Source organism: uncultured Butyricimonas sp. (assembly GCF_959596855.1).
In the GTDB taxonomy this organism is placed as follows: Bacteria; Bacteroidota; Bacteroidia; order Bacteroidales; family Marinifilaceae; genus Butyricimonas; species Butyricimonas muris.
The window spans coordinates 1-26,702 of the sequence record NZ_CAUFYA010000015.1; the positions used below are offsets into that span (position 1 = coordinate 1).

The following is a 26,702-nucleotide window of genomic DNA, read 5'->3' on the forward strand; positions in this document are numbered from 1 at the left end:
AAGTTATGGAATTGACCGGAAACAAGAACTGCAAATTCATGCACTGCTTGCCGGCATATCATAACCTTGATACTCAAGTAGGTCGTGATGTTTACAAACAATTCGGCATGAACGGATTGGAAGTAACCGAAGACGTGTTCGAGTCTGCAAATTCTATCGTGTTCGATGAGGCAGAGAACCGTATGCACACGATCAAGGCTGTGATGGTTGCTACTTTGGGTGACTAAAGATTTGGTTCATGATCGGTAGAAATACCCGATTATATTGTATAAAGAAACCCGCTTGATTTTGTTATCAAGCGGGTTTCTTCCGTTATAGCCATGGAGATTAATGGTAATTATTGGGAAATAATACCCCTCCCTCGAAGCTGTCCGGAAGATACCCCGTGGCTCGAATAGCTCCGTGTAGCGATGCTCTGGCGAAGCTTCGTGAGGGCTTCGAGCAAGGGGTATTATTTCAGTGAGATAACTTTTTGATAAAGAATACTAATCCAGTTGAGAATGATCGGATCGGCAATGATATTTTATAATGCTATTGTCCTTCGTTTCTAAATAGAAAAAAGTCGGTTTATAATTTAAAAATAAGATGTTCAATAAATGGACCGAAATTATTTTATATTTTTACGTGCGCAATTAGATGGTATTGTGCTTAAAAAACGAAGGTGATGTCTTCAGAATTAGTACATAAAGAAAAATTGTTTGTTGAACTGTTTAACAAAAACTACAAGGCTTTGTGCTTGTATGCGGTAAGGTTTTGCGGTGATTTTTCTGAGGCGGAGGATATCGTGCAGGACGTGTTCGTGAGATTTTGGGATATTTTTCAGGAGGGGACAGGGACTATGTCTGCTCGTTCTTATTTATACCGGATGGTGCGTAATGCATGTATTGATCTGTCGCGGGCTAAAAAGTACGATACGGTTGATATAAATTCATTAGCAGATCAATTGGAATATTTTTTCCATACGGAATCGGAGGAAGATTCTACAATGGATAAATTGTTGGAGGCGATAGAAGCTTTGCCGGAAAAATGTCGCTATGTGTTTGTCGCTATCTGTGTGGATAACAAAAAATACAAGGAAGTTGCAGACGAAATGCATGTTTCCTTGAACACGATCAAAACGCAGCTATCCAGAAGCTTAAAGCTTCTTCGGGAGAGCTTGAACAAAGAAGATTTCAAATTATTTCTTACTTTTTTCACGATTTTCGAGTAATTTCTTTCACCCGTTTCTGTTTTTTTTCGTCTTCTATGTAAAGAATTGATATTGGATTATGATGAAAGAAGAAATAGAAGATATAATATGGCGGGATTCTCGAGATGAATGTTCCGGGGAAGAAAAAGCCTGTTTGCGAGAATGGCTTGAGGCTTCCGACGAGAATAAACGTGCTTACAAGGATATCCGATCAATTATTCAATGCGGTGCTTTGCTAAAAGGATATGACCGTTTGGATAAACCACTGGCCTTGGGTAAAGTCATGAAACAAGTGAAGCCGTCGCCCGTTATGCGGAGATATTCGTGGTTAAAGTACGCGGCAGCGATAGTATTCCCCTTGTTAGCAGGACTCGTGGCTTATTATGTTTTTGATCGTACGACGGAAAATACAAATATCCCCGTGATTGCAAAGTACGATATTCAACCGGGGGAAGCGAAGGCTATTCTTTATTTGTCTGATGGGCGGGAGATTAATCTTAAGGATGTAAGTGATTCTACGATACGGGACGGTTATTTTGATCAGGAAATTCTATTCCGGGATAAGAGTAATACATTGAATTATTATGATTCTTTGCGCGAAACGGATAAAGTCGGTAAATTGGTATATAATAAGATTGTCGTACCTTGCGGGGGAGAGTATATGCTGATCTTGTCGGATGGAACGAAAGTATGGTTGAATTCTGAAACGAAGATGGAATACCCGTTGTGCTTCGGGCAAGATACCCGGGAAGTTAAGTTGACGGGAGAGGCGTATTTTGAAGTGAAAAAAGATGCAAAGCGACCTTTTAACGTGTTGATGGGGGATGCGAGAATTGAAGTGACGGGAACCTCGTTTAATGCTTCCTGTTATCCGGAAAAAGGGGATTGTAGTGCGACATTGACTTCTGGGAAAATAAATCTATGGGGTGATCATTCGATGAAGAGGGTGAATGTCGGGGAGCATGCCGTTTACGATAAAACGTCCAAGGAAATCACGGTAAAAGAGGTTGACTTGAAGTATTATACTTCTTGGCGTCACGGGACTTTTTATTTTTACGACACTCCTTTATCTGAGATTACCGAGGCATTGGGACGTTGGTATGATGTGAAGTTTTATTTTTCGGACGAGTCTTTACGGGATGTCTGTTTTTCCGGTGCAGCTTTGCGTAACAGACCGATAGATTTTATTCTTAAATTGTTGGAAAATACTCAATCATTAAAATTTTCAATACAAAAAGATGGAACGATATGGATAAGTAAAAAATAAAAAGAGGAAGATTGGCCTCTTCCCCTTTTTTTCTTTAATAACCCTCTCCTGCAAGAGAGAATTTTAAATAAATAGTTATACAAATCTATGAAAAAAATTTTAACGGATGAACTTTTCCGGGAGGGAAAAGTATGGTCTAAACTATGGAAAATTATGCGATTGCAATTATTGATCGTTTTTGTAACTCTGTTCCAGTTACATGCTGAAACAGGAGTTGCACAGGAAAGAGTTAGTATTTCCTTTAAGGATGCTCTGATTGAAGACATCATAAAGGAAGTGGAAGCGCAGTCCGGTTACGTGGTGGTGTATAATAACACCTTGTTGAAGAATATGTCACGCGTAACCGTTCGGCTGACGAATGTAAATGCCAAAGATGCTTTGAATGAGGCACTGAAAGGCAGCGGATTGGAGTGTAAAATGGTAGACGATTTTCTGGTTATTTCGAAGAAGGAAGGAGGTGATGACGAGAAAAAAGAAACTTTCAGGAAAATCAAAGGGAAGGTTATGGACGAGAAGGGGATAACTCTTCCGGGGGTTACCGTGCTTATCAAAGGTACTACTTTAGGTGTCGTGACTGATATCGATGGGAAATTCTCGATTGAGGTACCGAAGATGGATAGCACGATACTGGTATTCTCTTTCGTGGGAATGGTTACTAAAGAATATCGTTTGCCGAATGATCCGAAAGATGATGCAAAGGAGATATCCATTCGCCTTCAAGAGGACGTGAAAGAGATGCAGGAAGTTGTCGTGACCGGGTACGCCAATATCAGAAAAGAGAGTTTCACGGGAAATTCCGTTACCGTGAAGAGAGAAGATTTGTTGAAGGTTTCCAAAACGAATGTAATTCAAGCGTTGCAGACTTTTGATCCTTCTTTTCGTATCCAGCAAAATAACCAGTGGGGTTCGGACCCGAACAACGTGCCCGAATTGTATATCCGCGGACGTTCCGGTATCGGGGTGAAAGATCTGGATAGAAAGAAGAATCTTTCCAAGTCAGAACTGGAAAACAACCCGAATTTGCCGACTTTTATCATGGACGGATTCCAAATTAGCGTGGAGAAATTGTATGATATGGACCCGAATCGCATTGAAAGTATAACGATACTGAAAGATGCGGCTGCTTCGGCTATGTACGGGTCCCGTGCGGCTAATGGTGTCGTGGTTATCACTACCGTTGCCCCTGTTCCGGGTAAAGTATCGGTATCTTATAGTATGACGGGAACCGTGACGGCACCGGATCTGACCGACTATAACCTGATGAACGCAAAGGAAAAGTTGGAAGCAGAGGTGGCGGCAGGCATTTATAAGGCTACTAATTATTCTGATCAGAATAAATATGATGTAGAATATAATGGTAAGCTCAACAATGTTGCTCACGGTGTTGATACCTATTGGTTAGCCAAGCCGTTACAAACGGCATTTAATCATAAACACAGTTTGTATATAGAAGGGGGAACCAATGATATTCGTTTCGGGTTGGATATGCTCTATAATAATGAAGACGGTGTGATGAAAAAATCTTACCGGGATCGTATGGGGGTTGGTTTTTATATTGATTACCGGATTGGTTCTTTCCAAGTAAAGAATTATATATCTTATAATATTACACGATCGGAAGAATCTCCTTACGGTACTTTCTCGGACTATACTTCAAAGCAACCGTATGACGAGTATAAGGATGCGGACGGGAATTACTTGAAACAGACCTTTAATTGGCATGGGGGATCTTCGTCGGAGTTAAAGAATCCTTTGTACGAGGCCGGATTAAAGAGTTTTAATAAGTCACAAGTGGATGAGTTGATAAATAATTTGAGTGCCAACTGGTACGTGAATAATTATTTGCAAATAAAAGGACAATTCAGTTTAACCAAGAAAAACACGAAAAGTGACGATTTTATTGATCCGAAGTCAATGCGTAACGGTAAGGTGTTGAGTGCGGCCAATAGTAGTTCGGGAGAGCTTCGTACAAGTGCTGGTGACGGGTTCGATTGGGATTTGAATGCTTTTTTGGCTTACAACCGCACTATAAGCGGACACAATATCAATCTGAATATTGGTATTAACGCAACGTCTACGCATACTTCTACGACATCGGCATTTTACAGGGGATTTCCTTCCGGTTCGTTACATTCTCCCAATTACGCGCAGGAAATTGTGGAGAAACCGACGGTAAGTCAGAACAGTACCCGTTTGTTCGGTGTGTTGGGAAGTTTGAACTATACTTACAATAATATCTATTTGTTGGATCTTTCGGTGAGAACAGACGGTTCTTCCGAATTTGGTTCCGATAAACGGTTTGCTCCTTTCTGGTCGGGAGGTTTAGGTATTAATCTTCATAATTACGAGTTTATGAAGAAATACGGTTATATTGATGTGCTGAAAATCCGAGGATCTTACGGGGTGACCGGTAAAGTAAATTTCCCGCCTTACGCGGCACAGACTATATACCAGATACTGAGTGAAGAATGGTATAAAACAGGCTTTGGCGCTTCATTGATGGCGTTGGGAAATAAGGATCTGGCTTGGGAGAAAACGAAGGAGTTGGATTTGGGTATAGATGTACAACTGTTTAATGGCGGGTTGCAGATGGAATTCTCCTATTACCGGAAAAAAACGATTGATCTGATCAATGATGTGACGATCGAGAGTGCAGCGGGTTTCACGACTTACATGGATAATTTGGGAGAAGTGATGAACAAAGGATACGAGATTCAATTGAAAAGCGATGTATTCCGCAATAACGATTGGTATGTTTCCGTATTCGGCAATTTGGCTCATAATAAGAATGAGATATTGAAAGTTTCCGAGAGTCTGAAGGCTTATAATGATGCGGTAGATAAAAACTTTGCAGAGTCAAATGCTTATGACGGTTCCACTTCCAAGCCTATCACGAAATACCAAGAGGGAGGTTCATTGACTTCGATTTATGCGATGAAATCTTTAGGAATAGATCCCGCTACTGGGCAGGAGATGCTGGTTAATCGTGATGGTTCCGTTACTTATACATGGAATAGTTCGGAACAGGTTGTCGTGGGAAATACGGAACCGAAAGCACAGGGAACGTTCGGTTTTAACGTGAACTATAAGAATTTTACGTTGTACACGACGTTTATGTACGAGTTCGGTGGGCAGCAATACAACCAGACTTTAGTTGACAAGGTTGAAAATGCCAATCTGTATACTTCAAACGTGGATAAGCGAGTATTTACCAACCGTTGGAAGAAACCGGGTGATAAAGCTAAATTTAAAGCTCTTGAAACCGGAAGAAACGGTATTGAAACGACAAATCCGACAGAACGTTTTGTACAGGATTATAACGTGGTAACATTGAATTCGATCACTTTGGGATATGATTTTAATTCGGAATTGATAAAGAAAGCCCATTTGGGTATGTTGCGTTTGGAAGTGGGGGCGAACGATCTTTTCAGAATTTCATCTGTTAAGGCGGAACGCGGGCTTAGTTATCCTTTTGCCAGAGCGGTGAATTTTTCAATAAAAGCGACTTTCTAAATCGGAGTTAGTTATTTAGGAATTAGAAATCAAGAGAATATGAAGATAAATAAGATAATATTAGCTGTGCTGTTGCCGTTCATGTTGGGTTCATGCGAGCAATGGTTGGATGTTGCACCTGATGATCAGGTAAACGAGGAAACTCTTTTCGCGACCGGGGATGGCTACCGGAATGCGTTGAATGGAGTTTATCGGGATATGGCGACTTCGCGAATGTATGGCAGGGAATTAACATGGGGTTTTGTTGATGTGATGGGGTGGGTGTATGATCCGTTGACGATTTACTATGATTGCAGTACCCATGATTATTATGACGTGTTGTTAGGAAAATACAACGCCACGGGGGTGAAGGCTATTACTGAGGCATTCTGGTCACAAGCTTACAATTCTATCGCAAATTGTAATAACATTATTGCCCGTATCGATGGAGAGAACCCGTCGAAATTTGTCGGGGGAGAGTCCGAGCGGGATATGATTCACGGGGAAGCTTTGGCATTGCGGGCTTATCTGCATTTTGACATGTTGCGTTTGTTTGCTCCGGCTCCCAAGGTGGCGGATGATAAAGGCTACATTCCGTATTACGAAAGATACGGGTCGACTTCGGAACCCAGAGGGAGCGTGAGTGTGATTCTGGAAAAAATAGAGCGTGATTTGTTGAAAGCCAAGAATCTTGTAGCTCCTTTTGATACGGTGGGCGATCATAGATCTTGGATGAAAACCAGCGCGAGAATAGAAGGCGGACGAGGAGATAAAAATTTGCCGGATGATTTATTCTATTTATACCGGGGATACCGGATGAATTACTATGCTATATGTGCAATTTTAGCCCGGGTATATTCTTATGGTGACAAACAGACGCAGGCAAGAGAGAATGCGCAGGAAGTTCTGGATGCGACTTATCAGAATGGGATGTATCTCAATAAATGTTTTACATTTACCGGGGGAGGGAGTTATAACAGTAACTATAAATTGTACGACGGAGTGATTTTCGCTCTTTCCAACCAGAAATTAATAGATGATTATAGCCATTATCTCGGTTCGGAAAATATTCAGTTACCTGTATATTATGACGCGATTATCTATAACGAGGATTACGACGAGATTGACACGGAAGACGCTCGTTTGGGTTTATTCTCGGTTGTGGATGATTATTATTATTACTCGAAAAAATATACCCCACAGGTCGGGAATTCTTATGGGGAGGATTTGATACCGATGGTACGTTTGAGCGAGATGTATTATATTATCAGTGAGGCTCTTTACACGGAAGGACAGACGCAGTTGGGAATTAATAAATTGGATGAGGTTAGAATGGCAAGAGGTATCCGGGGCGGTAAACTTCAGATCGGGAGTCTGGAGGAGATGCAAGAAGCTATATTGAGGGATGCCAGAAGGGATTTTATAGGGGAAGGACAGTTGTTTTATTATTATAAAAAGTATGATATGACCCCGAATGATTGGGGATACACGATCGGCAGAGTATTGCCTCTTCCTGACAATCAACTGATTCATTAATAAAATAGTAAGATGTATATGAAGAACTATATAACTATAATAGCGATAGTATTTGCTCTCTTTTCTTGTAGTGAAAAGGAAACAATGACCTATCAATCCGAAAGATATCTTTATTTCACGACAAGTCTGGATAGTGCCGATCTTTCCGTGTCTTTTTCGCATTATCCGACAAGTGATGAGTATAAAGCGGGATTTGAGGTCAATTTAATGGGTAATCTCCTCACGGAAAAAGCTAATTACCGTGTTTCCGTGGTTGATACCGGAACCACGGCACTTCTGGAAGAGTATGTTTTGGATTTGGAGCCTGAATTCGGTGCGAATCAGTTGAAAGATACTCTTTATGTGGTGTTGAAAAAGACCGAAAGATTGAGTGATGGTCCCGTGACGTTGATGATTAAACTGGAAGAGGGAAATGGCTTTATTCCGGGATTAAGTCGCAATCGTACGGTAAAAGTGCATTTTAACAACGTGGAAAGCAAACCGCTCTGGTGGGAAGGGGATATCATTTCCGTGTATCTGGGAGAATATTCTCCGGAGAAATACAAACATTTCTTGATTGCAACCCAAATAGATGCAACGGAAATTCCAGTGTTGTTAAAGGAAAATCCGACTAAATTACGGCTGTTGGCATTAGAGTTTAAAGATTACTTGACTTTGCATCCGGAGTTGAATTTAACGGTGCCTATTTATTAATGATTAAAAAATAATGGCAATGAAAATAAGATATATACTTTTTTTACTCGTCATGATTTTAGGGATGAGTTCTTGCTATGATGATAAGGGAAATTATTCATACGACCCCAAGAATGATATTACGGTTACTTTTGATGCAAGTTATTTTGAAGCGGTTTTGGGGGAAACGGTTAAATTGTCACCTAAGTTGACCTTTGCTATTGACAGTAATGATGTTGATTTGAGTTATGAATGGATTTTCCTCGGAAGGAAAATTTCTGATCAGCGGAATTTGGAATGGGTGGTCGATACCGTGGTCAATTACCAGAGTATTTATATGAATGTAATTGATAATCGTACCGGTGTCGCTTATTCCGGGGGAATATCAGCTCTTTTGACTTCTCCTTATGCCAAAGAAGCGTGGGTTGTTCTAGCGAAACAAAACGGGAAGTCCGTTCTTTCCTATATTCGGGAAAAAAATGAGGATGACGGGAGTGACTATGGAAAATTCACGTACGAAGACGTACCGGATATTTACCGGTTGGTAAATGACGAGGAATTAGGCTCGGAACCGGTTCGGGTGTTGGAACATTTTGCCGGTGGCGGAGATCTTGGAAATTTCTGGGTGTTGCAAAACGGCGGTCAAGGATGTGTTGATTTATCGGGACAGGATTTCACGAAAGACGTATTGTTAAATAATATCTTCTTGGACGGGAATCTGCCGACGGATTTTAAACCGATAGATATGATTGATATGAAGTGGTTGACCTGCGTGGTGAATCATGACGGGAAAGTGTATACTCGCAAGAAATTGACCGATCAGTTGTATAATTCCGGTTATTTTATCGATCGTCCGTTGATATTTGAGGGAGAAGAGGTAGATGGTTCACGTTTTGTGCTGGCTCCCTTTGCCGGATTGGGTTTTACCGTGATGTATGATAAAGTGAACAACCGATTCTTAGCAATTTCCGACCTGAGCAAAGAAGTGGCTGGAAAGGTGTTTAAATTTGCAGTGGATGAATCCGCGTATGCCCCGGACTTTGCGCGATTGAATGATTTGGGTACAATGGAGGTCTTGCATACCGGGTATTACGAGGTTAACGAAGGACGTGGTGATCAAGGATATTACTCTATTTTGCGGGATCGGACAACCGGGAATTATTACACGCATGATTTTCGGGTGAACGAGATGAAAGAATCTGCTAATCCTTCGGCATTTCCGGTGTTGCAACGGCAGATAGATTTGAGTCAAGTGATAAACGGAACTTCAAAGAACGTGTTTAACGTGTTGCGTTCGTGGGTGTTCGGGAAAGATTTCGGAACTCCCTATGTATTGATTTCTAAAGATAACGAGCTGTGGTTATATGATCGTGATGCTAAGTTACCAGTAGAAAAGTATTATGAATTTCCACAAGGACAGATTATTACGGCTATCGACTCGGAATGTGTTGGTAGTCGCAGGGTGGCAATCGGTATGCAATCCGGAGAGTTCTACGTGTTGGATTTGACGAGAAAAGCCGTGAATGGCCAGAAAGAAAAATTGCTTTATGCTTCCACTCATGATTTTGGTGAGATCGTGCACATCCGCTACAAGGTAGGTTACGGTAATAGTTGGAGTTTTTAATTTGTAACAGAAAACAAGGGAGTCCCGAAGGTCTTTTCATTTGAAATTCTTTTCGGGCTTCCTCTAATCGGCTGGAACAGAGATTTATTTAAGTCTTGTTTGTTCCAGAACGGGAGAGCGTTGTATAAATATTGGGATGAAATAAATTGTATGTAAATTAGAAGTATTTATGAAAATCAGAGTTTTAGTTATTTTGATGACTCTTGTCTGTATTCCGTTGATTGCAGATGCTAAAAAGAGGGAGAAAAAGAAAAAAGCGGGAAAAACGGAGGAGGTGCAAACTCCTAAGGAATCTGCTTATGACCAGCTTTTTAAAGGTAAAGAGTGTACCACGGTGAAAGGGATGATCACGCTTCATAAGGTGGATGGTAAATTGTATTTTGAGTTTCCGTTGAGCTTGTTGGGAAGGGATATGCTTCTCGGTTCGACTGTTTCCAGTATTAGTGATAACTCGAATGCATTGGTGGGACAAAAGAATCAGACACCGTTACATGTAGCTTTCACGATGACCGATAGTATGGTTTACCTGTGCGAAGTGACGAATCCTTCTCGGGCACAGATTTTCAGCCAGAGCAAGGATAAAAACATCGGAGAGGCCATGAAGAAGGGAACCCGTTTGCCTATTATGGAAGGATTTGCGGTGAAGGCTTACAATGCCGATAGTACGGCAGTTGTTTTTGAAACGACCAAATTCTTCGTGAGCGATGATTCCCGGATGGATCCTTTTGATCCTTACGGGAAAAAAGTTTATTACGGACAGGGTACACGGAGAAAGCGTTTCCAGTCGGAATTGTCTTATGTCGGGGACATAAAGGCGTTCTCGGATAATGTTTCCGTCACCTCTTCACTTTCTTATTTGCAGGATATTGCCCTTTACGGGATGTTCGTGTTGGTTATGGATGAACCGGTAACCGTGGGGGTGAATCGTTCATTAGTTTTATTGCCGGAGGAACCGACTATGCGTCCCCGGCTGGCCGATCCCCGAATCGGTTATTTTGTTTCCGGCAAAGAAGTTATTACGGACGAACAGGATGGAGTGAAAGATGTGTATTATATCAATCGTTGGGATCTTCAGCCTAAGGATGTGGAAGCTTATAAGCGGGGCGAACTGGTAGAACCGATGAAGCCGATCGTGTATTATGTCGATGATGCATTCCCGAACGAGTGGAAAGCCGCGATTCATGCCGGAGTGAGAATTTGGAACAAGGCTTTTGAAAAGATCGGTTTTAAAAATGCCGTGCAGTCTTATGACTTCCCGAAAGATGATCCGAAATTCGATCCGGACAATATAAAATATTCCTGCGTGCGTTATTGTCCGGTCGGGATGGCTAATGCGCAGGGACCGTCTTGGGTTGATCCTCGTAATAGTGAAGTGGTGAATGCTTCCGTGTTGATCTACCATGACGTGATTAAATTAGTGAATAACATGCGTTTCGTGCAGACCGCTCAAGTGGATGAGCGGGTACGTACGACTAAATTGCCGGAGGATGTTTTGTTCGAGAGTATGCGATATATCGTGGCTCACGAGGTCGGGCATACCTTGGGATTGATGCATAACATGGCTTCGTCGGCTTCGATTCCGGTAGAATCTTACCGGGATGCGGAATTCATGAAAAAATACGGGACTACCCCTTCTATTATGGATTATGCCCGCTTTAATTATATCGCGCAGCCGGAAGATAAAGGGGTTGCGTTGACTCCACCCGAATTGGGCGTGTATGACTATTATGCTATCGAATGGGGATACAAGCCTCTGTTGGACGCTCGTACGCCGGAAGAAGAATTGCCGGTTCTGCGGAAAATGATTTCGGATAAAATCGGAGATCCGATGTATCGTTACGGGAAACAGCAAATCGGGTACGGGACTTTTGACCCGTCGTCGTTGACGGAGGATTTGGGTGATGATGCCGTGAAAGCGGGTGAATATGGTATCCGGAATTTGAAATATATTCTCAAAAATCTCAATAACTGGATGGATAGTCAGGATAAAGATTACACTTACAGGGATAATATTTACCGTGAAATCTGTAACCAGTATTCTCAATATATCTATACCGCTCTGGTGAATGTTGGAGGATTCTATATTAATGAACATTATGTCGGTGATCCTTATAAAACTTATCAAGTTGTTCCTAAAGAGGTGCAAAGACGGGCTTTACGTTTCGTTATTAACGAGTTGAAAGACATGGAGTGGCTGGATAGTCCCGACGTGGTGAAGAATTTGGAGTTTGACGGTTCGAACGCCCGTTTATTACTGAAAGCTTTTGCCGGTTCGTTGGTAACAACCAAACGTCTGGCGCTGGGTGTGTATCGGGACCCGAAAGCGTATTCCCCGAAAGAATACTTGGATGATCTTTACAATATGATATGGGCATCGACAATCAGGGGAAAGGACCCGACCGAATCGGAACGTATCCTACAAACTGAAATCGTGAATTCCTTGATTCGTGACGTGAATCCGGCATCGGGAAGGAAGACTATGGCAGATATGGTATTGGCTAAATCCCGTCCGGCATACAGTTGTTCTTGTGGCGGTCACGCCGGGTTGCCGGACTACCGGATTCGGGAAATGATCGAGGGGGTGTCAGAGAGGAAAGCAATGAGTATGAAAACTGCGAATTTTGATCGCTTCTCGAACGAGATGGAATTTCAACAAAACTTGAATGGCAGGTTCGGGTATGACTTTATCCAGTACGTGGCGAATGTATCGAATGATAATAATCAGCATCTTTTACATCAGATGTTATTGAAAATACAAAATCTGATGAAAGAGAACAAAAACAACGGGACTTGTGAGACTCGGGGACATTATGCTTATTTGTTGTCACAGATCGAGGGATTTTTAAAGAATAAGTGATGCATTCTAAAACAAGATATATGAATAAGAATTTCCTTTTAGTTCTATTCTGTTTGTTTTCTTTTCTGTTGACGGATGTTGTGGAGGTACAAGCCGAAAGACGGAAAAAGAAAGGGAAGGATGAGTGTGTGGAGCAGAAGAAGGAGAGCAAATATGACCAGCTTTTTGAAGGGAAAAAGTACGTGACTCGCGAGGGAATGATCACGCTTCACAAATTTGAAGATAAGGTCTATTTTGAATTTCCTTTGACTCTGCTGAAAAGAGAATTTCTGTTGGGTTCGACCGTGGTGGAGATTAGTGACAACGGAAATGCCATTATCGGTCAGAAACCCACGGATCCTTTGCATATAGCGTTTCAAAAGAGGGATAAGAAGATTGAATTGGTACAGATAAGTCTGCCGTCCGTACTTCAAGTATATAGTGATACAGATCAGGAATCGTACAATCGGGCGATTCGGAACAGTAATATTCCACCTGTGCTTAAAGCGATGGAAATCATGGCTTACAATGCGGACAGTACGGCAGTCGTGTTTGATATGACTTGGTTATTTCTAGCTGATGATGCTCGTTTGACTCCTTTTGATCCGTATAGTCGCTCTACCGGTTACGGGAAGTTGAAGCGAAGGGCTACTTTTAACCGGGAAGTTTCTTATATTGATGACATCAAGGCTTTTGAGGATAATATTGCCGTGATATCTTCACTTTCTTATGATCAAAGCCTAATGTCACCGGTAACGGGGAAGAGTGTAAAAACTGCCGTAACGGTAAAAATGAACCGTTCGATGATCCTGCTCCCGGAGAAAGATCTTATGCGCGGGCGATTGGCCGATCCAAGGGTAGGGCTTTTCTATTCCGTGAAAGAAAATATGACAACGGAAACAGACGGTTCCAGATATACTTTTTTGATGAACCGTTGGCGAGTGGAGCCTGAAGATATGGAAGCCTACAAGCGGGGTGAATTGGTGGAGCCTGTAAAACCGATCGTGTTTTACGTGGACAACGGGTTTCCGGAAGATTGGAAAGCTGCCGTGCATGCCGGGATTCGGGAATGGAACAAGGCATTTGAAGAAATCGGTTTGAAAAACGTGATGGTTAGTCGTGATTTCCCGACAGACGACCCCGAATTTGACCCGGATAACTTGAAATACAGTTGTATCCGCTATGCCCCGATCAGTATCGCTAACGGGATGGGACCCTCGTGGACAGATCCGAGAACAGGTGAGATAATTAACGCTTCTGTTTATATTTATCATGATGTCATCCGGTTGATAAACGATATGCGTTTCGTGCAGACTGCACAGGTGGACGAACGGGTAAGAACCGTGAAACAGCCTGATGACGTGCTGTATGAAAGTATGCGTTACATCGTGGCTCATGAAGTGGGACATTGTTTGGGATTGATGCACAATATGGCATCTTCTTTTTCCATTCCGGTAGATTCGCTTCGTTCTGCTACTTTTACGGCAAAATACGGGACTACACCTTCTATCATGGATTATGCCCGGTATAATTATGTGGCGCAACCGGGGGATAAAGGAGTGCGTTTAACACCGCCGGAACTGGGCGTGTATGATTATTACGCGATTAAGGTTAATTACCAGCCGGTGCCCGACGCTACGACGATGGAAGAAGAAAATAAAGTTGTACAAGACTGGATTGCTGAAAAAGCGGGTGATCCGATGTATCGTTACGGGAAACAACAAATTCGCGGTGTCTATGATCCCAGTGCTTTGACGGAAGATCTGGGTGACGATGCCGTGAAAGCGGGTGATTATGGAATGGCTAATCTAAAATATATTCTGAATCATTTGAATGAGTGGATGCAGCCGCGGGATAAGGATTATTCTTACCGGATGCATATCTATGACGAGATAGTCTACCAATGTCGGGGATATTTGTACAACGCTTACATGAATGTCGGGGGTGTTTACCTGACGGAACGTTTCGTGGGTGATCCTATGCCGAGTTTTCAAGTTGTGCCGAAAGATATTCAGAAACGTAACTTTCTTTTTCTGTTGAAACATTTGAAGAACTTGGAGTGGTTGGATGATTTCTCGTATACTGGCAATCTGCACGTGGGAGCACCAAAATCACAGGATGTTATTAATTTTTTCGCGGGGGCATTATTAAATACCAAACGGGTATCTCTTTGTGCTTATCGGGAACCGGATGCCTATACCCCGAAAGAATATTTGGATGACCTTTATGCCGGGGTGTGGGAATCGACGTTAAAGGGAAGAAAACCAAAACAATCCGAACGTTATCTGCAACAAGTTGTACTAAACGGGTTGTTTGCCCGATTGGCTCCTGCTTACAAGGCAGAGTCGGAGCGGCAGTCCCGAGAACCGATGTTTGCAGGCGAAAGGATATGTATGTCGGGCGAAAGATGCCGACATATGGAGGACGTTGCCGGATTCGGTCTGCATTATGGTGTGTATAACGTGGCTCATGATAATTCGCAACATCTCTATTACCTGTTGTTACAACATGTTGAGAACCTGTTAAGGCAAAAAGTCGGGACAGCTGACAGGGAAACGAATCTTCATTATTCTTATCTGCTCGAGATGATTGAAGATTTTAGAAATGCCCGGTAATGAAGTTTTAATGAACGATATAATTTATAAATAGAAGATATGAATAAAGGTTTTATACTATCAATAATCCTATTGGCATTCTTTATTCAGGTGAATCCGGCGGATATAGTCGCGAAGAACCGGAAGAAGAAAGCGACGAAAGAGAACGTGCAACAAGAGCCGGAAACGAAGTACGAGAAATTGTTTAAAGGAAAGAAAATAAAAACGGTAAAAGGATTGATCACGCTTCATCAAGTCGGGGGGAAACTATATTTCGAGTATCCTTTATCCCTGTTGGGACGGGAATACTTGTTGGGAACGACTTTCGTCGAAACCAGTGACAATGGTAACGGGGCTGTCGGGCAGATGATCAACGATCCCTTGCATATCGCTTTCACGCTGCGAGATTCTACCCTGCAAATGCATGAGATTACGCGTAAGTGGGGAACGAATCCGATGCTTACCGATTCGCCCGAGGAAGGTATGCGGGAAGCTGTTCGTAAAAGTACTCAACCACCGATCCGGTATGCTTTTAAAGTAGAGGCTTATAGTCCGGACAGTACTGCCGTAGTGGTGGATATGACGGATTTTTTCTTGAAACAGAATAATGATTTGACTCCTTTTGCTGACGAGGGGAAACGTGTGGATGAACTGGGGGACGGTCAGAGAGATGTGAAGTTGAAAGAAGAGTTGACTCGTTTGGATGATATCAAGGCTTTCGAGGATAATATTTCGATTATTTCAACTGAAACCTATACTCAGAATTTGTTGGTAAACGGTCAATATCTGGTCGTGCAGGATGAACCGGTGACGGTGAAGTTAAACCGGACATTACTTATTTTACCGGGAGAGGAACAGTTGATGAGACCCCGTTTAGGGGATCCTCGCGTAAACGTGACGACGACCGAACGGGAGAATATGACGACTAAAGTCGATGGTTCCCGGGTTACGCACTATATGACACGTTGGGATATACAACCGAAAGATGTGGCGAAATATAAAAGTGGAGAATTAGTGGAACCGGAGAAGCCGATTGTGTTCTACGTGGATAATAATTTCCCCGAAGGTTGGAGCGAATATATCAAAGCCGGAATTGAAGAATGGAATAAGGCTTTCGCGGCGATCGGTTTTAAAAATGTGCTTCAAGTGAAGGCTTTCCCGGTTAATGATACGACTTTTGATCCGGATAACATGAAATTCTTGTGTATTCGTTATGCCCCGATCGGGGTGGAAAGTTTCAAGACGGCTCCTCGTTGGGTAGATCCGCGGTCGGGGCAAGTGATGAACGCGTCTATCGAGATATTTCATGATATGTTGAGGCGGGTGAACTTAAAACGTTTTGTTCAGACAGCTTCATGTGATGAGGCCGTCCGCACGATGAAATTGCCGTTGGAGAAATATGGAGAAGGTTTGAAGGGGATGATTGTACATGAAGTAGGACATATTCTGGGTTTCGCTCATAACTTGCCGGCATCTCATGCTTACCCGACCGATTCCCTGCGTTCTGCTTCTTTTACCCGGAAATACGGTATAACCCCTTCTATCATGGATAACATGGGCTATAATTATGTGGCTCAACCGGGAGACAAAGATGTTGTCTTGATTCCGGAAAGACTGGGGGTGGCAGACTATCATGCCGTGAAAGTGGCATATCAACCCGTGTTTGACGTAAAGACACTTGAAGACGAACAAAAGGTGGTAGAAAAGTGGATCGCGGAAAAGGTGGGAGATCCGATGTATCGTTTTGACCCGGAACCTTACACGTTGACGATGTTCGATCCGACTTCCTTGCCTGAAGATTTGGGTGATGACGCCATTAAAGCAAGTACTTACGGGATTCGGAATCTGAAATACCTGATGGAGAATATGAACCAATGGTTGGACAAAGAAGATATCGATTACACGTATCGTAATATGGTATATCGTTACGTGGGTTATTATTATAAGCGCTATATCTTTAACGTGTTCATGAATTTGGGAGGGTTTTATCTGAATCAGCATTATGTCGGTGATCCGGTTTCAACTTTTGTTGCTGTTCCGAAAGAGGTACAGAAGAATTCGTTGAAATTCGTGATCGGGCAATTGAAAGATATAGATTGGATAGATCGTCCGGAAGTGGTGGAGAATTTGGAATTCGACGGTTCCCGGGCTCGTCAGATACTGAAAGATTTCTTGAGTAAGGCGGATGAAGAAACAGATTTGTTCAGTACTCGCCGTATTTCACTGGTGGCTTACCGGGACAAGGGTAATTATACCCCGGAAGAGTATTTGGAAGATTTGTACAAGATGATTTGGGAGCCGACCATAAAGGGACGCAATTTGACAGAAACCGAAAGAATTTTGCAAGTGGCTTTCTTGACCAATGTGCGGAATACTGTTGATATCAATGGTAATCGTGAAAATGCTTCCCGTTATTATGCGAAGTCTCAGAACGTGTTGCATGAATCTGTCGAATCGTTGAATGGTAAACAAAGTAACCGGATGCCGGAAGTTGCCGGATTCGGAAGTCGCTGGCTGGTGGAGAATATGGCTGTCGATAATCCGAATCATTTGTGGTATAATCTTTATTTGAAAGTAATAGAACAGGTAAAAAAACGCCAAGGGTCCGGTAATGCGGATACGAAGGCTCATTACGATTATTTGATGTTTTTAATCAATCGTTCGTTGAAAGGTTGATAGTGTTAATTAGTTTGTGGTAGATTAATTCGTTTCGGGAAATTCCGGAATGGTTCTGAAGGCCGCCTAAAAAGTAAAATTTTTGGGCGGCAATCTTTTTATTTAATGATTGGATTTCTGAGCGTGTTTTGGGAAAATATTCGAGAACCCGTGGTAATCCTAACGTAATACTACCTCTACTTGCTTATAAGGCGGTTATTCTATCCTTGTGTCATCGTTAGACACCGGGGATATAAGAGTGGTGTAAGTTTTCTGTAAGTAGGTAGAGGTAGTATTACCTTGGGATTACAGTAGGTTTTAGGCGATTTGTGAGGAAACGACATGCTCTTGAAAAGTCTTTTCGGGTTTTTAATTGAAAATAGAGAATTGAAAGTTAAAAATGAAGGAATTTCAGGTAGTGAATGATTGAAGAATGAGTAATGTTTCCTATATTTGTAATAGATATAATAGTATATATTAAATATCAAATTGAGATATAAAAGTTATAATAATGAAAGTTATATATGATTTTGATTTGGTTTCGATAGAAGAACTTTTGCAAATTTTAGCGCGGAATATGAAGAAGAGGCGGTTAGAGAAGAATTATTCCCGCAAACTGCTTTCGGAGATGAGTGGGGTGCCATTAGCTACAATTGTGAAATTTGAGAATGTGCATAAAATTTCATTGGAATCTTATGTAGCACTTTGTAAAGCGCTTGGATACACGGAAGAGATTAAGGCTCTGCTTGGGGAACCGAAATACAGCACGATGCAGGAACTTGATACGATAAATCAGAATAGAAACAGAAAAAGGGGACGAGATGAAATTAGTTGACAAGCTCACGGTTATGTATCGCGACAGGAAAGTAGGCGAATTGACTTTGACTCCTGACAGGAGACGTTGTGCTTTTCAATATGATAAAAATTGGTTGGTATCCGGTTTCTCCATATCTCCTTTGGACTTGCCTTTAAAGCCGGATTTATTTATCGCGTCACCTGAGCCTTTTTATGGGAATTTCGGGATATTTGAAGATAGTTTGCCTGATGGTTATGGTCGATATTTGTTAAATCGTATTCTGAGAAAAGAAAAGATTGATGATTCAACTTTAACGCCATTACAAAGATTAAGTATTGTCGGACGTACGGGCATGGGAGCCTTGTCTTATGTTCCTGAATCTTATATTGGTGAGGATAAAACATTGCCGGAATTAGATGAGTTACAAGAATTGGCGTTGGCTGTTTTAGGTGAAAAGACAGACGAGGGGGAAGAGGTTCTCTATTTTAATAGTGGTAATTCCGGGGGATGTAGACCTAAATGCTTGTATCGGGATGCGGATGGGGTTTGGCTTGTCAAATTCAGGCATATCTACGATCCCGCGGACATGGGGAAAACGGAATATAAATATAATTTGGCAGCAAGGCGATGTGGTATTGAAATACCTGATTTTAAACTTTTAGAGGGAAAGTATTTTGCATCCATGCGTTTTGATATTGAGAATGGGGAACGCCTGCACGTTGCTACGGCAGGTGCTTTATTGAATGAATCTATTTTGTTACCGAAATTGGATTACAAAATATTATTACATCTTACGGGGTATTTAACGCAAGACTCAAAAGCGGTTGATGAGATGTTTCGTCGTATGGTTTTTAATGTATTGACCTCAAATAAGGATGATCATGCGAAGAATTTTAGTTTTATATGTAGGGATGGGATTTGGACATTGGCTCCGGCATATGATTTAACTCTTTGCCGTGCAGGGTATAACGGGGAACATGCAACTTCCGTGAATAATAGCGGGAATCCGTCGTTGGAAGATATGATTGCCGTGGGAAAAAGTATCCGGATAAACGAGGAGAAGGGAATTCATATTATTCGTTCGGTCTACGAACATTGTCAAGATATTTTATCTCCTTGTTGGCAAGGTGTCATTCATGATGGAAATTGTTAACTTTTGGGAGTTTCTAAAAACTTAAAGACCGTCCTCGATAATTTAGACGGTCTTTAAGTTTCTTATTGAGCGTAGGAAGCTACGCAACTTTCTCGTGTTCCCGTGATGTCGAAAATGACTTGCAGGTGTAGAAGTTCGAATATCTTCAAAACATCCGGGGATAGGTTGCAAAGTTTCAAGTTGGAACCGACACTTTTAGCTGTTTTGAAAAGAGCGATGACCGTACCGATGGCGCTACTGTCCACGAATTCTATATGGCTGAAATCGAATATCATTCGACAACTGGGATTATTCAAATAAGGTCTTAGTTCAGACTTAACATCTTCTGACAACGCAAGAGTGAAGCGAGTCACTTCTTCTGTAAATTCGGCGAAGGTGATGCCATTTTGTTCTGTTACTTTAATTATCATGGTCTTTGTTGTTTCTAATTACTGGTTATTTAGCAAAAGTAATCATTTTTGCTGACAATGCAAATAAATCATCAAATGATTCGTTAAGGTATCTGTGGAGAAAAATAATATTAAATCGTTTGCAAAATTTGTTTACTTCGCTTGGATACGGGATATAAGTTTTTGGAAGAAAGGATAATATGTGTGGTTATGCATAACTTTTTTCATAAGAAGTAATATTTTTAAAGAAAGGGTGGGCGGGATGAATAAAAGTTATAACTTTGCGGAGCGTTATAGTTAATAGTATAATAATATAATGAATATTTAAGCGATAAATAATGATGAAGACTACTCCATTTACACATTTTCATGAGGCGTTGGGAGCAAGAATGGCTCCGTTTGCCGGTTACAATATGCCGATAGAATACACGGGTATCAAGGACGAGCATAATACCGTACGCGAGAAATTGGGCGTGTTCGATGTTTCTCACATGGGAGAATTTTGGGTAAAAGGTCCGAAGGCTTTCGAGTTGGTGCAGAAACTTACGTCCAATGATGTGGCCGCTCTTTCTGACGGTAAAGTGCAATACAGTTGCTTCCCGAACGAAACGGGTGGTATCGTGGACGATTTGCTGGTGTATCGTTTCAGTGCTGAAAAGTATTTGTTGGTGGTGAATGCCGCGAATATCGATAAGGATTGGGCATGGTGTACCAAATGGGCGAAAGAGTTAGGTATGAACTTGGATACGGATTTGGAGAACGCTTCCGAGAATATCTGTCAACTTGCCGTTCAAGGACCGTTAGCATTGAAAGCAATGCAAAAATTGACTTCCGCTGACGTGGTGGATATGGAATATTATACTTTCCAAGAAATTCCGTTTGCCGGGGTAGACAAAGTAATTTTTTCCACGACCGGATATACCGGAGCAGGCGGTTGCGAGATTTACGCTTACGTGAAAGACGCCGAGAAAATCTGGAATGCCGTATTCGAGGCAGGCGCAGAGTTCGGTATTAAGCCTTGTGGTTTAGGTGCTCGCGACACTTTGCGTTTGGAAGCCGGTTTCTGCTTGTACGGGCATGAAATTGATGACGAACACTCTCCGATTGAAGCCGGATTAGGTTGGATCACGAAGTTTGTACCGGGAAATGATTTCATCAACCGCGCGTACCATGAAAAAATGAAAAATGACAAGCCTGCCCGCTACATGAAACCGTTCGAGGTGCTGGATAAGGGTATCGCTCGTCAGGGATACGTGATCGAGGACGCGGAAGGAAACGAGATCGGGGTGGTTTGCTCGGGTACTGTTTCCCCGTTGACAGGCAAGTCAATCGGTACGGGATACGTGAAGAGCGGTTTCCACAAGCTGGATACCGAGATTTTCATCCGTGTAAGAAATAAAGCTTTAAAAGCGAAAATCGTCAAAACCCCGTTCTTTTAGTCGGGTGCTTTTGAGCTGAACGATAACAAAGCACCCGCAAACGGGTGCTTTTGTCTTTGAAGGTATAAAAACGTTTTCGGAAAGGCGGAAGTTGTTGATATCAAGCGAATAACGAATGCGAATAAAAATTACGGAAAAAAGTCTTTTATACCGACTTATTTTGCATCTTTGCAACGTGATTATAAACAAGATTTTAGTATTAATTATCTATTAAATATTTTAGAGATGAGAAAACACATTTTTAATGCCGGACCTTGTAAATTGCCGGATTCTACATTGGAAAATGTATCAAAAGCTGTGCTTGAGTTTGGTAACACGGGACAATCTATTTTGGAAGTGTCTCACCGTTCTTCTGATTTTCAAGCTGTGTATGACGAAGCTGTAGCTTTATTCAAAGAAGTATTGAGCATCCCGGAAGGATATTCCGTAATTTTCTTGGGTGGTGGCGCCAGCATGCAATTCTGCATGATCCCGTTCAACTTCTTCAAGAAGAAAGCTGCTTATGTGAACACCGGTACTTGGTCAACCGCTGCTATTAAGGAGGCTAAAATGTGGGGAGATGTAGAAATTGTTGCTTCTTCTGAGGCAGATGGATTTACTTATTATCCCGAATTCACGATCCCTTCAGACGTGGATTACATGCACATCACTTCCAACAACACGATCCGCGGTACGGAAATTTTCTATGATCCGACTTCTCCGGTGCCTTTAATCTGTGATATGTCATCAGACATCTGCAGCCGTCCGGTTGACGTGTCTAAATATGCTATGATCTATGGCGGTTGCCAGAAGAACCTCGGACCTGCCGGAGTTACTTTCGTGATCATCAACAATGATTTCTTGGCTAACAACGTTGTTGCAGACAGAATGATCCCGACCATGTTGAGATACAAAACTCACGTGGATAAAGAATCTATGTACAACACTCCTCCTTGCGTGAACATTTTCGGGGTAAAAGAAACCTTGAAATGGGTTAAAGAAATGGGTGGCGTGAAAGCTATGGAGAAATTGGCTATCGAGAGAGCTGATATGATCTATAACGAATTGGAAAGAAGCAAGATGTTCCGTCCGGTTGTGAAAGAAGGTTCTCGTTCAAGAATGAACATTCCTTTCTTGTTGAGAGAAGGATACGAGTCATTGGAGAAAGAATTCTTGGATTTCACTAAATCAAAGAATATCGTGGGAATCAAGGGACACCGTTCAGTAGGCGGATTCCGTGCTTCTACTTACAACGCTTGTACTATCGAGGACGTGAAAGCTTTGGTTGCTGCAATGCAAGAATTTGAAGCTGCTCACATTAAATAATTTATTGATTTACGATTTCGGATTTACGAGCATTGCTTTCGCTGTGCTCGAAATCTAAAATCGTAAATCTTTTTTTTACATCAAAAATTGAAATATCATGACTAAAGTATTAATTGCAACAGATAAACCGTTTGCTCCGGTTGCTGTAAACGGGATTCGTGAGATCGTAGAGGCTCAGGGGTACGAATTGGTATTATTAGAAAAATATACTTCTCAAGACGAGTTGATCGCTGCCGTGGCTGACGTTGACGCCATGATCATCCGTTCGGACAAAGCTACAAAAGAAGTTATCGAGGCTGCCAAGAAATTGAAAGTGATCGTTCGTGCAGGTGCCGGATTTGACAATATCGACTTGGCTGCTTGTACCGCTCATAACGTGGTAGCTATGAATACCCCGGGACAAAACTCAAACGCAGTGGCTGAGTTGGCTTTCGGTATGATGGTTTACATGGCTCGTAACTTCTTCAACGGTAAGTCAGGTTCTGAGTTGAAGGGGAAGAAAATCGGTATCCACGCTTATGGAAACGTGGGACAGAATGTGGGTCGTATCGCTCGCGGTTTCGGTATGGAAGTGTACGCTTTCGACCCGTTCATGACGGACGAACAAATCAAGGCTGCCGGTGCTACCCCGTTACATTCTGCTGAAGAAATGTATGGTATGTGTCAATATATCTCTTTGCATATCCCGGCAACGGAACAAACCAAGAAATCTATCAACTATGATTTGTTAAAGAATATGCCGAAGGGTGCCGTGTTGGTAAACACCGCTCGTAAAGAGGTTATCGATGAGGAAGGTTTGGGTAAATTGATGGAAGAAAGAGCTGATTTCCACTATATCACCGATATCGCTCCGGATTGCGATTGCTTCAACAAGTTTGAAGGTCGTTTCTTCGCTACCCCGAAAAAGATGGGTGCTCAGACCGAAGAGGCTAATGTGAATGCCGGATTGGCTGCCGCTCGCCAAATCGTGAACTTCATCGAGAAAGGCGACGAGAAATTCAGAGTAAACAAATAAATTAATTTTAGATTTATGATTTGCGATTTTAGATTGAAATGTTTTTGTGTCTTGAATCGTAAATCATAAATCATAAATCTAAAATCAATATATGGCAATAGTAAAACCATTTAAAGGATTGCGTACTCCCTCTCAAGAAATTTGCGAGGAGTTGGCTTGTCTGCCTTATGACGTGATGAACTCGGAAGAAGCTGCACAAATGGCAGCCGGTAAACCTCGTTCATTATTACATGTGACCAGAGCCGAAATCGACTGTCCCGCTGGAACGGATATTCATTCCGAAACAGTTTATAACAAGAGTGTTGAGAACTTCAATATGTTCCAAGACAAGGGATGGTTAGTACAAGATGAGGACGCAAAATTCTATATCTACGCCCAAACCATGGACGGAAGAACACAATACGGTATCGTGGGATGTGCTGCTTGCGAGGATTACGTGAACGGTATTATCAAGAAACACGAGTTGACTCGTCCCGACAAGGAAGAGGATCGTATGATTCTGACCCGTTACGTGAAAGCTAATTTGGAGCCTGTGTTCTTCGCTTACAAGGCTGTACCGGAAATCGATGCTATCGTTGAGGATATCGTGAAGAGCCGGAAAGCTGACTACGATTTCGTGGCAGAAGACGGTTTCGGTCATCATTTCTGGGCTATCAACTGCCCGGATACGAACAAGCGTCTGGAAGAATTGTTCGCCACCAAAGTGCCTTACACTTATGTTGCGGACGGACACCACAGAACGGCTGCTGCCGCTCGTATCGGTGCCGAATTCAGCGCTAAGAACCCGAACCACAACGGAACAGAAGAGTATAACTTCTTCATGGCTGTTCATTTCCCGGATCATCAATTGAAAATTATCGATTACAACCGCGTGGTGAAAGATCTGAACGGTTTGACCGAGGAGCAATTGATGGCTAAATTGGGTGAACATTTCACGGTTGAAGATATGGGTACGGAGATTTACCACCCGGCTAAATTGCATGAATTCAGCATGTATTTGGATGGAAGATGGTATAAATTGACCGCTAAACCCGGAAGCTACGATGATAACGATCCGATCGGAGTATTGGACGTAACGATTCTTTCTAATCACGTGTTGGCTGACATCCTTGACATTCAGGATTTGCGTACTTCCAAACGGATTGATTTCGTTGGTGGTATCCGTGGGTTGGGTGAATTGAAGCGTCGTGTTGACAATGGAGAGATGAAAGTGGCTTTCGCTTTATATCCTGTGTCTATGGAGCAATTGATTAATATTGCCGATACCGGGAATATTATGCCCCCGAAGACAACTTGGTTTGAGCCGAAGTTGCGTTCAGGAATGGTAATCCATAAGATTTGATAAAATAAAAAAAGCGGCGGGAGCCGCTTTTTTTTATGCCTTGTATTTAAGCCATTTGTAAAGTTCTTTCCACGTGACCTTTTTCCCGTACATCAGGATACCTACCCGGTATATCTTGCCCGATAGCCATGTGAAGAACAGGAAGGAAGCAACCAGTAATCCCATGGAAGTAGCGATCTCCCATGCCGGGACCCCGAACGGGATGCGCACGAGCATCACTACCGGGGAAGTGAACGGGATAAGAGAACTCCAGAATACCATGGGCGATTCGGGGCTTTTCATGGCAGCGACACCGATATAAAGGGCTACTACCAATATGATAGAGAGCGGTGTCATGAATTGTTGGGAATCGGTTTCGTTATCCACTGCTGCACCGATCGCGGCGAAGAGTGACGCGTAGAGTAAGTATCCCCCGATAAAATAGAAAAGGAATGCTGCAAGGAATTTCATGATAAACGCGGGATCGATCGTCTTTGCCAGATTCTGAATCACGGCTAACTGTTCCGTGTTTATCTCGGAACTCTGTGCGAACATCGTGAGGTCACTTGCGTTTTTCAATGCTTCCAAGTCCAAGTTGGGCATAAACAACGCTTGAAACGCGATCATAATTATTCCGCCGAGAACAATCCAGATCAGAAATTGCACAAGTCCCACGGCGGCAACACCGATGATTTTTCCCAACAAGAATTGGAATGGTTTCACGGAAGAAACGAGAACTTCAATGATACGGTTCGTCTTTTCTTCAATGACGCCTTTCATGACTTGGGAAGCGTACATGAAGACAAAGAAATAGATAATCATTCCTGCCACTAACCCGATAATGGAAGTGATTTCCGAAGAACCCTCTTTCGTATCTCCTTTATCCGTGACTAACAAGGTTCTGACTAATACAGGTGTCTTTGCCGCGTCCAATTCTTGTTCAAGGTTAGGTACCTGACTTTTGGCTATGACTTCGGCTCGCTTGATACTCTCGATATTCTGTCGTAGCTGTGCGGCCAGTTCATTTTTTAATTCCATGGGTACCTGTGATGTCGAGAATACCGGAATTTCGGCATGAGTCATAACGTTTGCCGGCACTCTGGTAATGGCGTAATAGTCATTCTTTTTCAGAAACTCGGCATAATCGCTTTCCGGTATGTCATGGTCAATGTATTGGAAAGTCGTGTTATTAATCTTCTGGAATGGGGTTTCGAGACTCGATTCGTTGATCACGGCTATCGTTCTCTTTTGCGTGTCGTCACGCAATAGCATCCACATCAGGAATGCGTAAAACAACGCGAACAGGATCGGGACGAAAATGGTAACGACCAGAAATGTTTTTTTACGTACCCTTGTGGAGAACTCCCGGCTTATGATGATGAATATCTTGTTCATTTTAATTGAAAATTGAAAATTGAA

The 26,702-nt window shown here is 42.3% G+C and carries 17 protein-coding genes and 1 pseudogene; 16 read left to right on the top strand and 2 right to left on the bottom strand.

Going from position 1 to position 26,702, the window contains the following annotated elements:
- The 12 genes and pseudogenes from Q5866_RS08525 to Q5866_RS08580 all read left to right on the top strand — a co-directional run.
- Window positions 1-227 (top strand): annotated as a pseudogene (locus Q5866_RS08525) (ornithine carbamoyltransferase subunit F); the annotation flags it as partial.
- A 437-nt stretch (window positions 228-664) separates the two neighbouring features.
- Complete coding sequence (locus tag Q5866_RS08530) at window positions 665-1,210, top strand: RNA polymerase sigma factor (protein ID WP_186978355.1); 546 nt, start codon at window positions 665-667, stop codon at window positions 1,208-1,210.
- 58 nt (window positions 1,211-1,268) lie between these two features.
- A complete protein-coding gene (locus Q5866_RS08535; RefSeq protein ID WP_303179840.1) occupies window positions 1,269-2,456 on the top strand; it encodes a FecR family protein in 1,188 nt (395 codons plus the stop codon).
- Window positions 2,457-2,543: 87 nt separating this feature from the next.
- Window positions 2,544-5,969 (top strand): SusC/RagA family TonB-linked outer membrane protein, encoded by a 3,426-nt coding sequence (locus Q5866_RS08540; protein WP_186978354.1) that lies wholly within the window; start codon window positions 2,544-2,546, stop codon window positions 5,967-5,969.
- A gap of 39 nt (window positions 5,970-6,008) precedes the next feature.
- A complete protein-coding gene (locus Q5866_RS08545; protein ID WP_186978353.1) occupies window positions 6,009-7,484 on the top strand; it encodes a RagB/SusD family nutrient uptake outer membrane protein in 1,476 nt (491 codons plus the stop codon).
- Between the two features lie 18 nt (window positions 7,485-7,502).
- Window positions 7,503-8,177 carry a DUF4843 domain-containing protein gene (locus Q5866_RS08550; protein WP_186978352.1) on the top strand — a complete coding sequence of 225 codons (675 nt, stop codon included), beginning with the start codon at window positions 7,503-7,505 and terminating at the stop codon, window positions 8,175-8,177.
- Between the two features lie 19 nt (window positions 8,178-8,196).
- Window positions 8,197-9,780, top strand: coding sequence for a PKD-like family lipoprotein (locus tag Q5866_RS08555; RefSeq protein WP_176555162.1), 1,584 nt, complete (start codon window positions 8,197-8,199; stop codon window positions 9,778-9,780).
- Between the two features lie 169 nt (window positions 9,781-9,949).
- A complete protein-coding gene (locus Q5866_RS08560) occupies window positions 9,950-12,637 on the top strand; it encodes a zinc-dependent metalloprotease (protein WP_255469626.1) in 2,688 nt (895 codons plus the stop codon).
- A gap of 20 nt (window positions 12,638-12,657) precedes the next feature.
- Window positions 12,658-15,231, top strand: a complete 2,574-nt coding sequence (locus Q5866_RS08565; RefSeq protein ID WP_303179841.1) for a zinc-dependent metalloprotease — start codon at window positions 12,658-12,660, stop codon at window positions 15,229-15,231.
- Window positions 15,232-15,270: 39 nt separating this feature from the next.
- A complete protein-coding gene (locus Q5866_RS08570) occupies window positions 15,271-17,886 on the top strand; it encodes a zinc-dependent metalloprotease (protein WP_303179842.1) in 2,616 nt (871 codons plus the stop codon).
- Window positions 17,887-18,376: 490 nt separating this feature from the next.
- A complete protein-coding gene (locus tag Q5866_RS08575) occupies window positions 18,377-18,700 on the top strand; it encodes a helix-turn-helix domain-containing protein (protein WP_099294344.1) in 324 nt (107 codons plus the stop codon).
- Window positions 18,687-19,814: a type II toxin-antitoxin system HipA family toxin gene (locus tag Q5866_RS08580; RefSeq protein WP_303179843.1), complete on the top strand. Its 1,128-nt coding sequence runs from the start codon at window positions 18,687-18,689 to the stop codon at window positions 19,812-19,814. Before Q5866_RS08575 ends, Q5866_RS08580 begins: the two co-directional genes overlap by 14 nt.
- Before the next feature lie 62 nt (window positions 19,815-19,876).
- Here the strand turns inward: Q5866_RS08580 and Q5866_RS08585 are convergent, their stop codons facing one another.
- Complete coding sequence (locus Q5866_RS08585) at window positions 19,877-20,224, bottom strand: STAS domain-containing protein (RefSeq protein ID WP_303179844.1); 348 nt, start codon at window positions 20,222-20,224, stop codon at window positions 19,877-19,879.
- A 320-nt stretch (window positions 20,225-20,544) separates the two neighbouring features.
- On the opposite strand from Q5866_RS08585, the gene gcvT reads away from it, so the two are divergent.
- The 4 genes from gcvT (at window position 20,545) to Q5866_RS08605 (ending at window position 25,304) form a co-directional block, all read left to right on the top strand.
- Window positions 20,545-21,642, top strand: coding sequence for a glycine cleavage system aminomethyltransferase GcvT (gene gcvT / locus Q5866_RS08590; RefSeq protein ID WP_303179864.1), 1,098 nt, complete (start codon window positions 20,545-20,547; stop codon window positions 21,640-21,642).
- 225 nt (window positions 21,643-21,867) lie between these two features.
- Window positions 21,868-22,947 (top strand): 3-phosphoserine/phosphohydroxythreonine transaminase, encoded by a 1,080-nt coding sequence (gene serC / locus Q5866_RS08595; protein WP_303179845.1) that lies wholly within the window; start codon window positions 21,868-21,870, stop codon window positions 22,945-22,947.
- A gap of 97 nt (window positions 22,948-23,044) precedes the next feature.
- On the top strand, window positions 23,045-23,962 hold the full coding sequence (locus tag Q5866_RS08600) for an NAD(P)-dependent oxidoreductase (RefSeq protein ID WP_099294337.1): 918 nt from the start codon (window positions 23,045-23,047) through the stop codon (window positions 23,960-23,962).
- 91 nt (window positions 23,963-24,053) lie between these two features.
- On the top strand, window positions 24,054-25,304 hold the full coding sequence (locus Q5866_RS08605) for a DUF1015 domain-containing protein (protein WP_099294335.1): 1,251 nt from the start codon (window positions 24,054-24,056) through the stop codon (window positions 25,302-25,304).
- Window positions 25,305-25,337: 33 nt separating this feature from the next.
- Here the strand turns inward: Q5866_RS08605 and Q5866_RS08610 are convergent, their stop codons facing one another.
- Complete coding sequence (locus Q5866_RS08610; protein WP_099294334.1) at window positions 25,338-26,678, bottom strand: ABC transporter permease; 1,341 nt, start codon at window positions 26,676-26,678, stop codon at window positions 25,338-25,340.
- Window positions 26,679-26,702 lie beyond the last annotated feature (24 nt).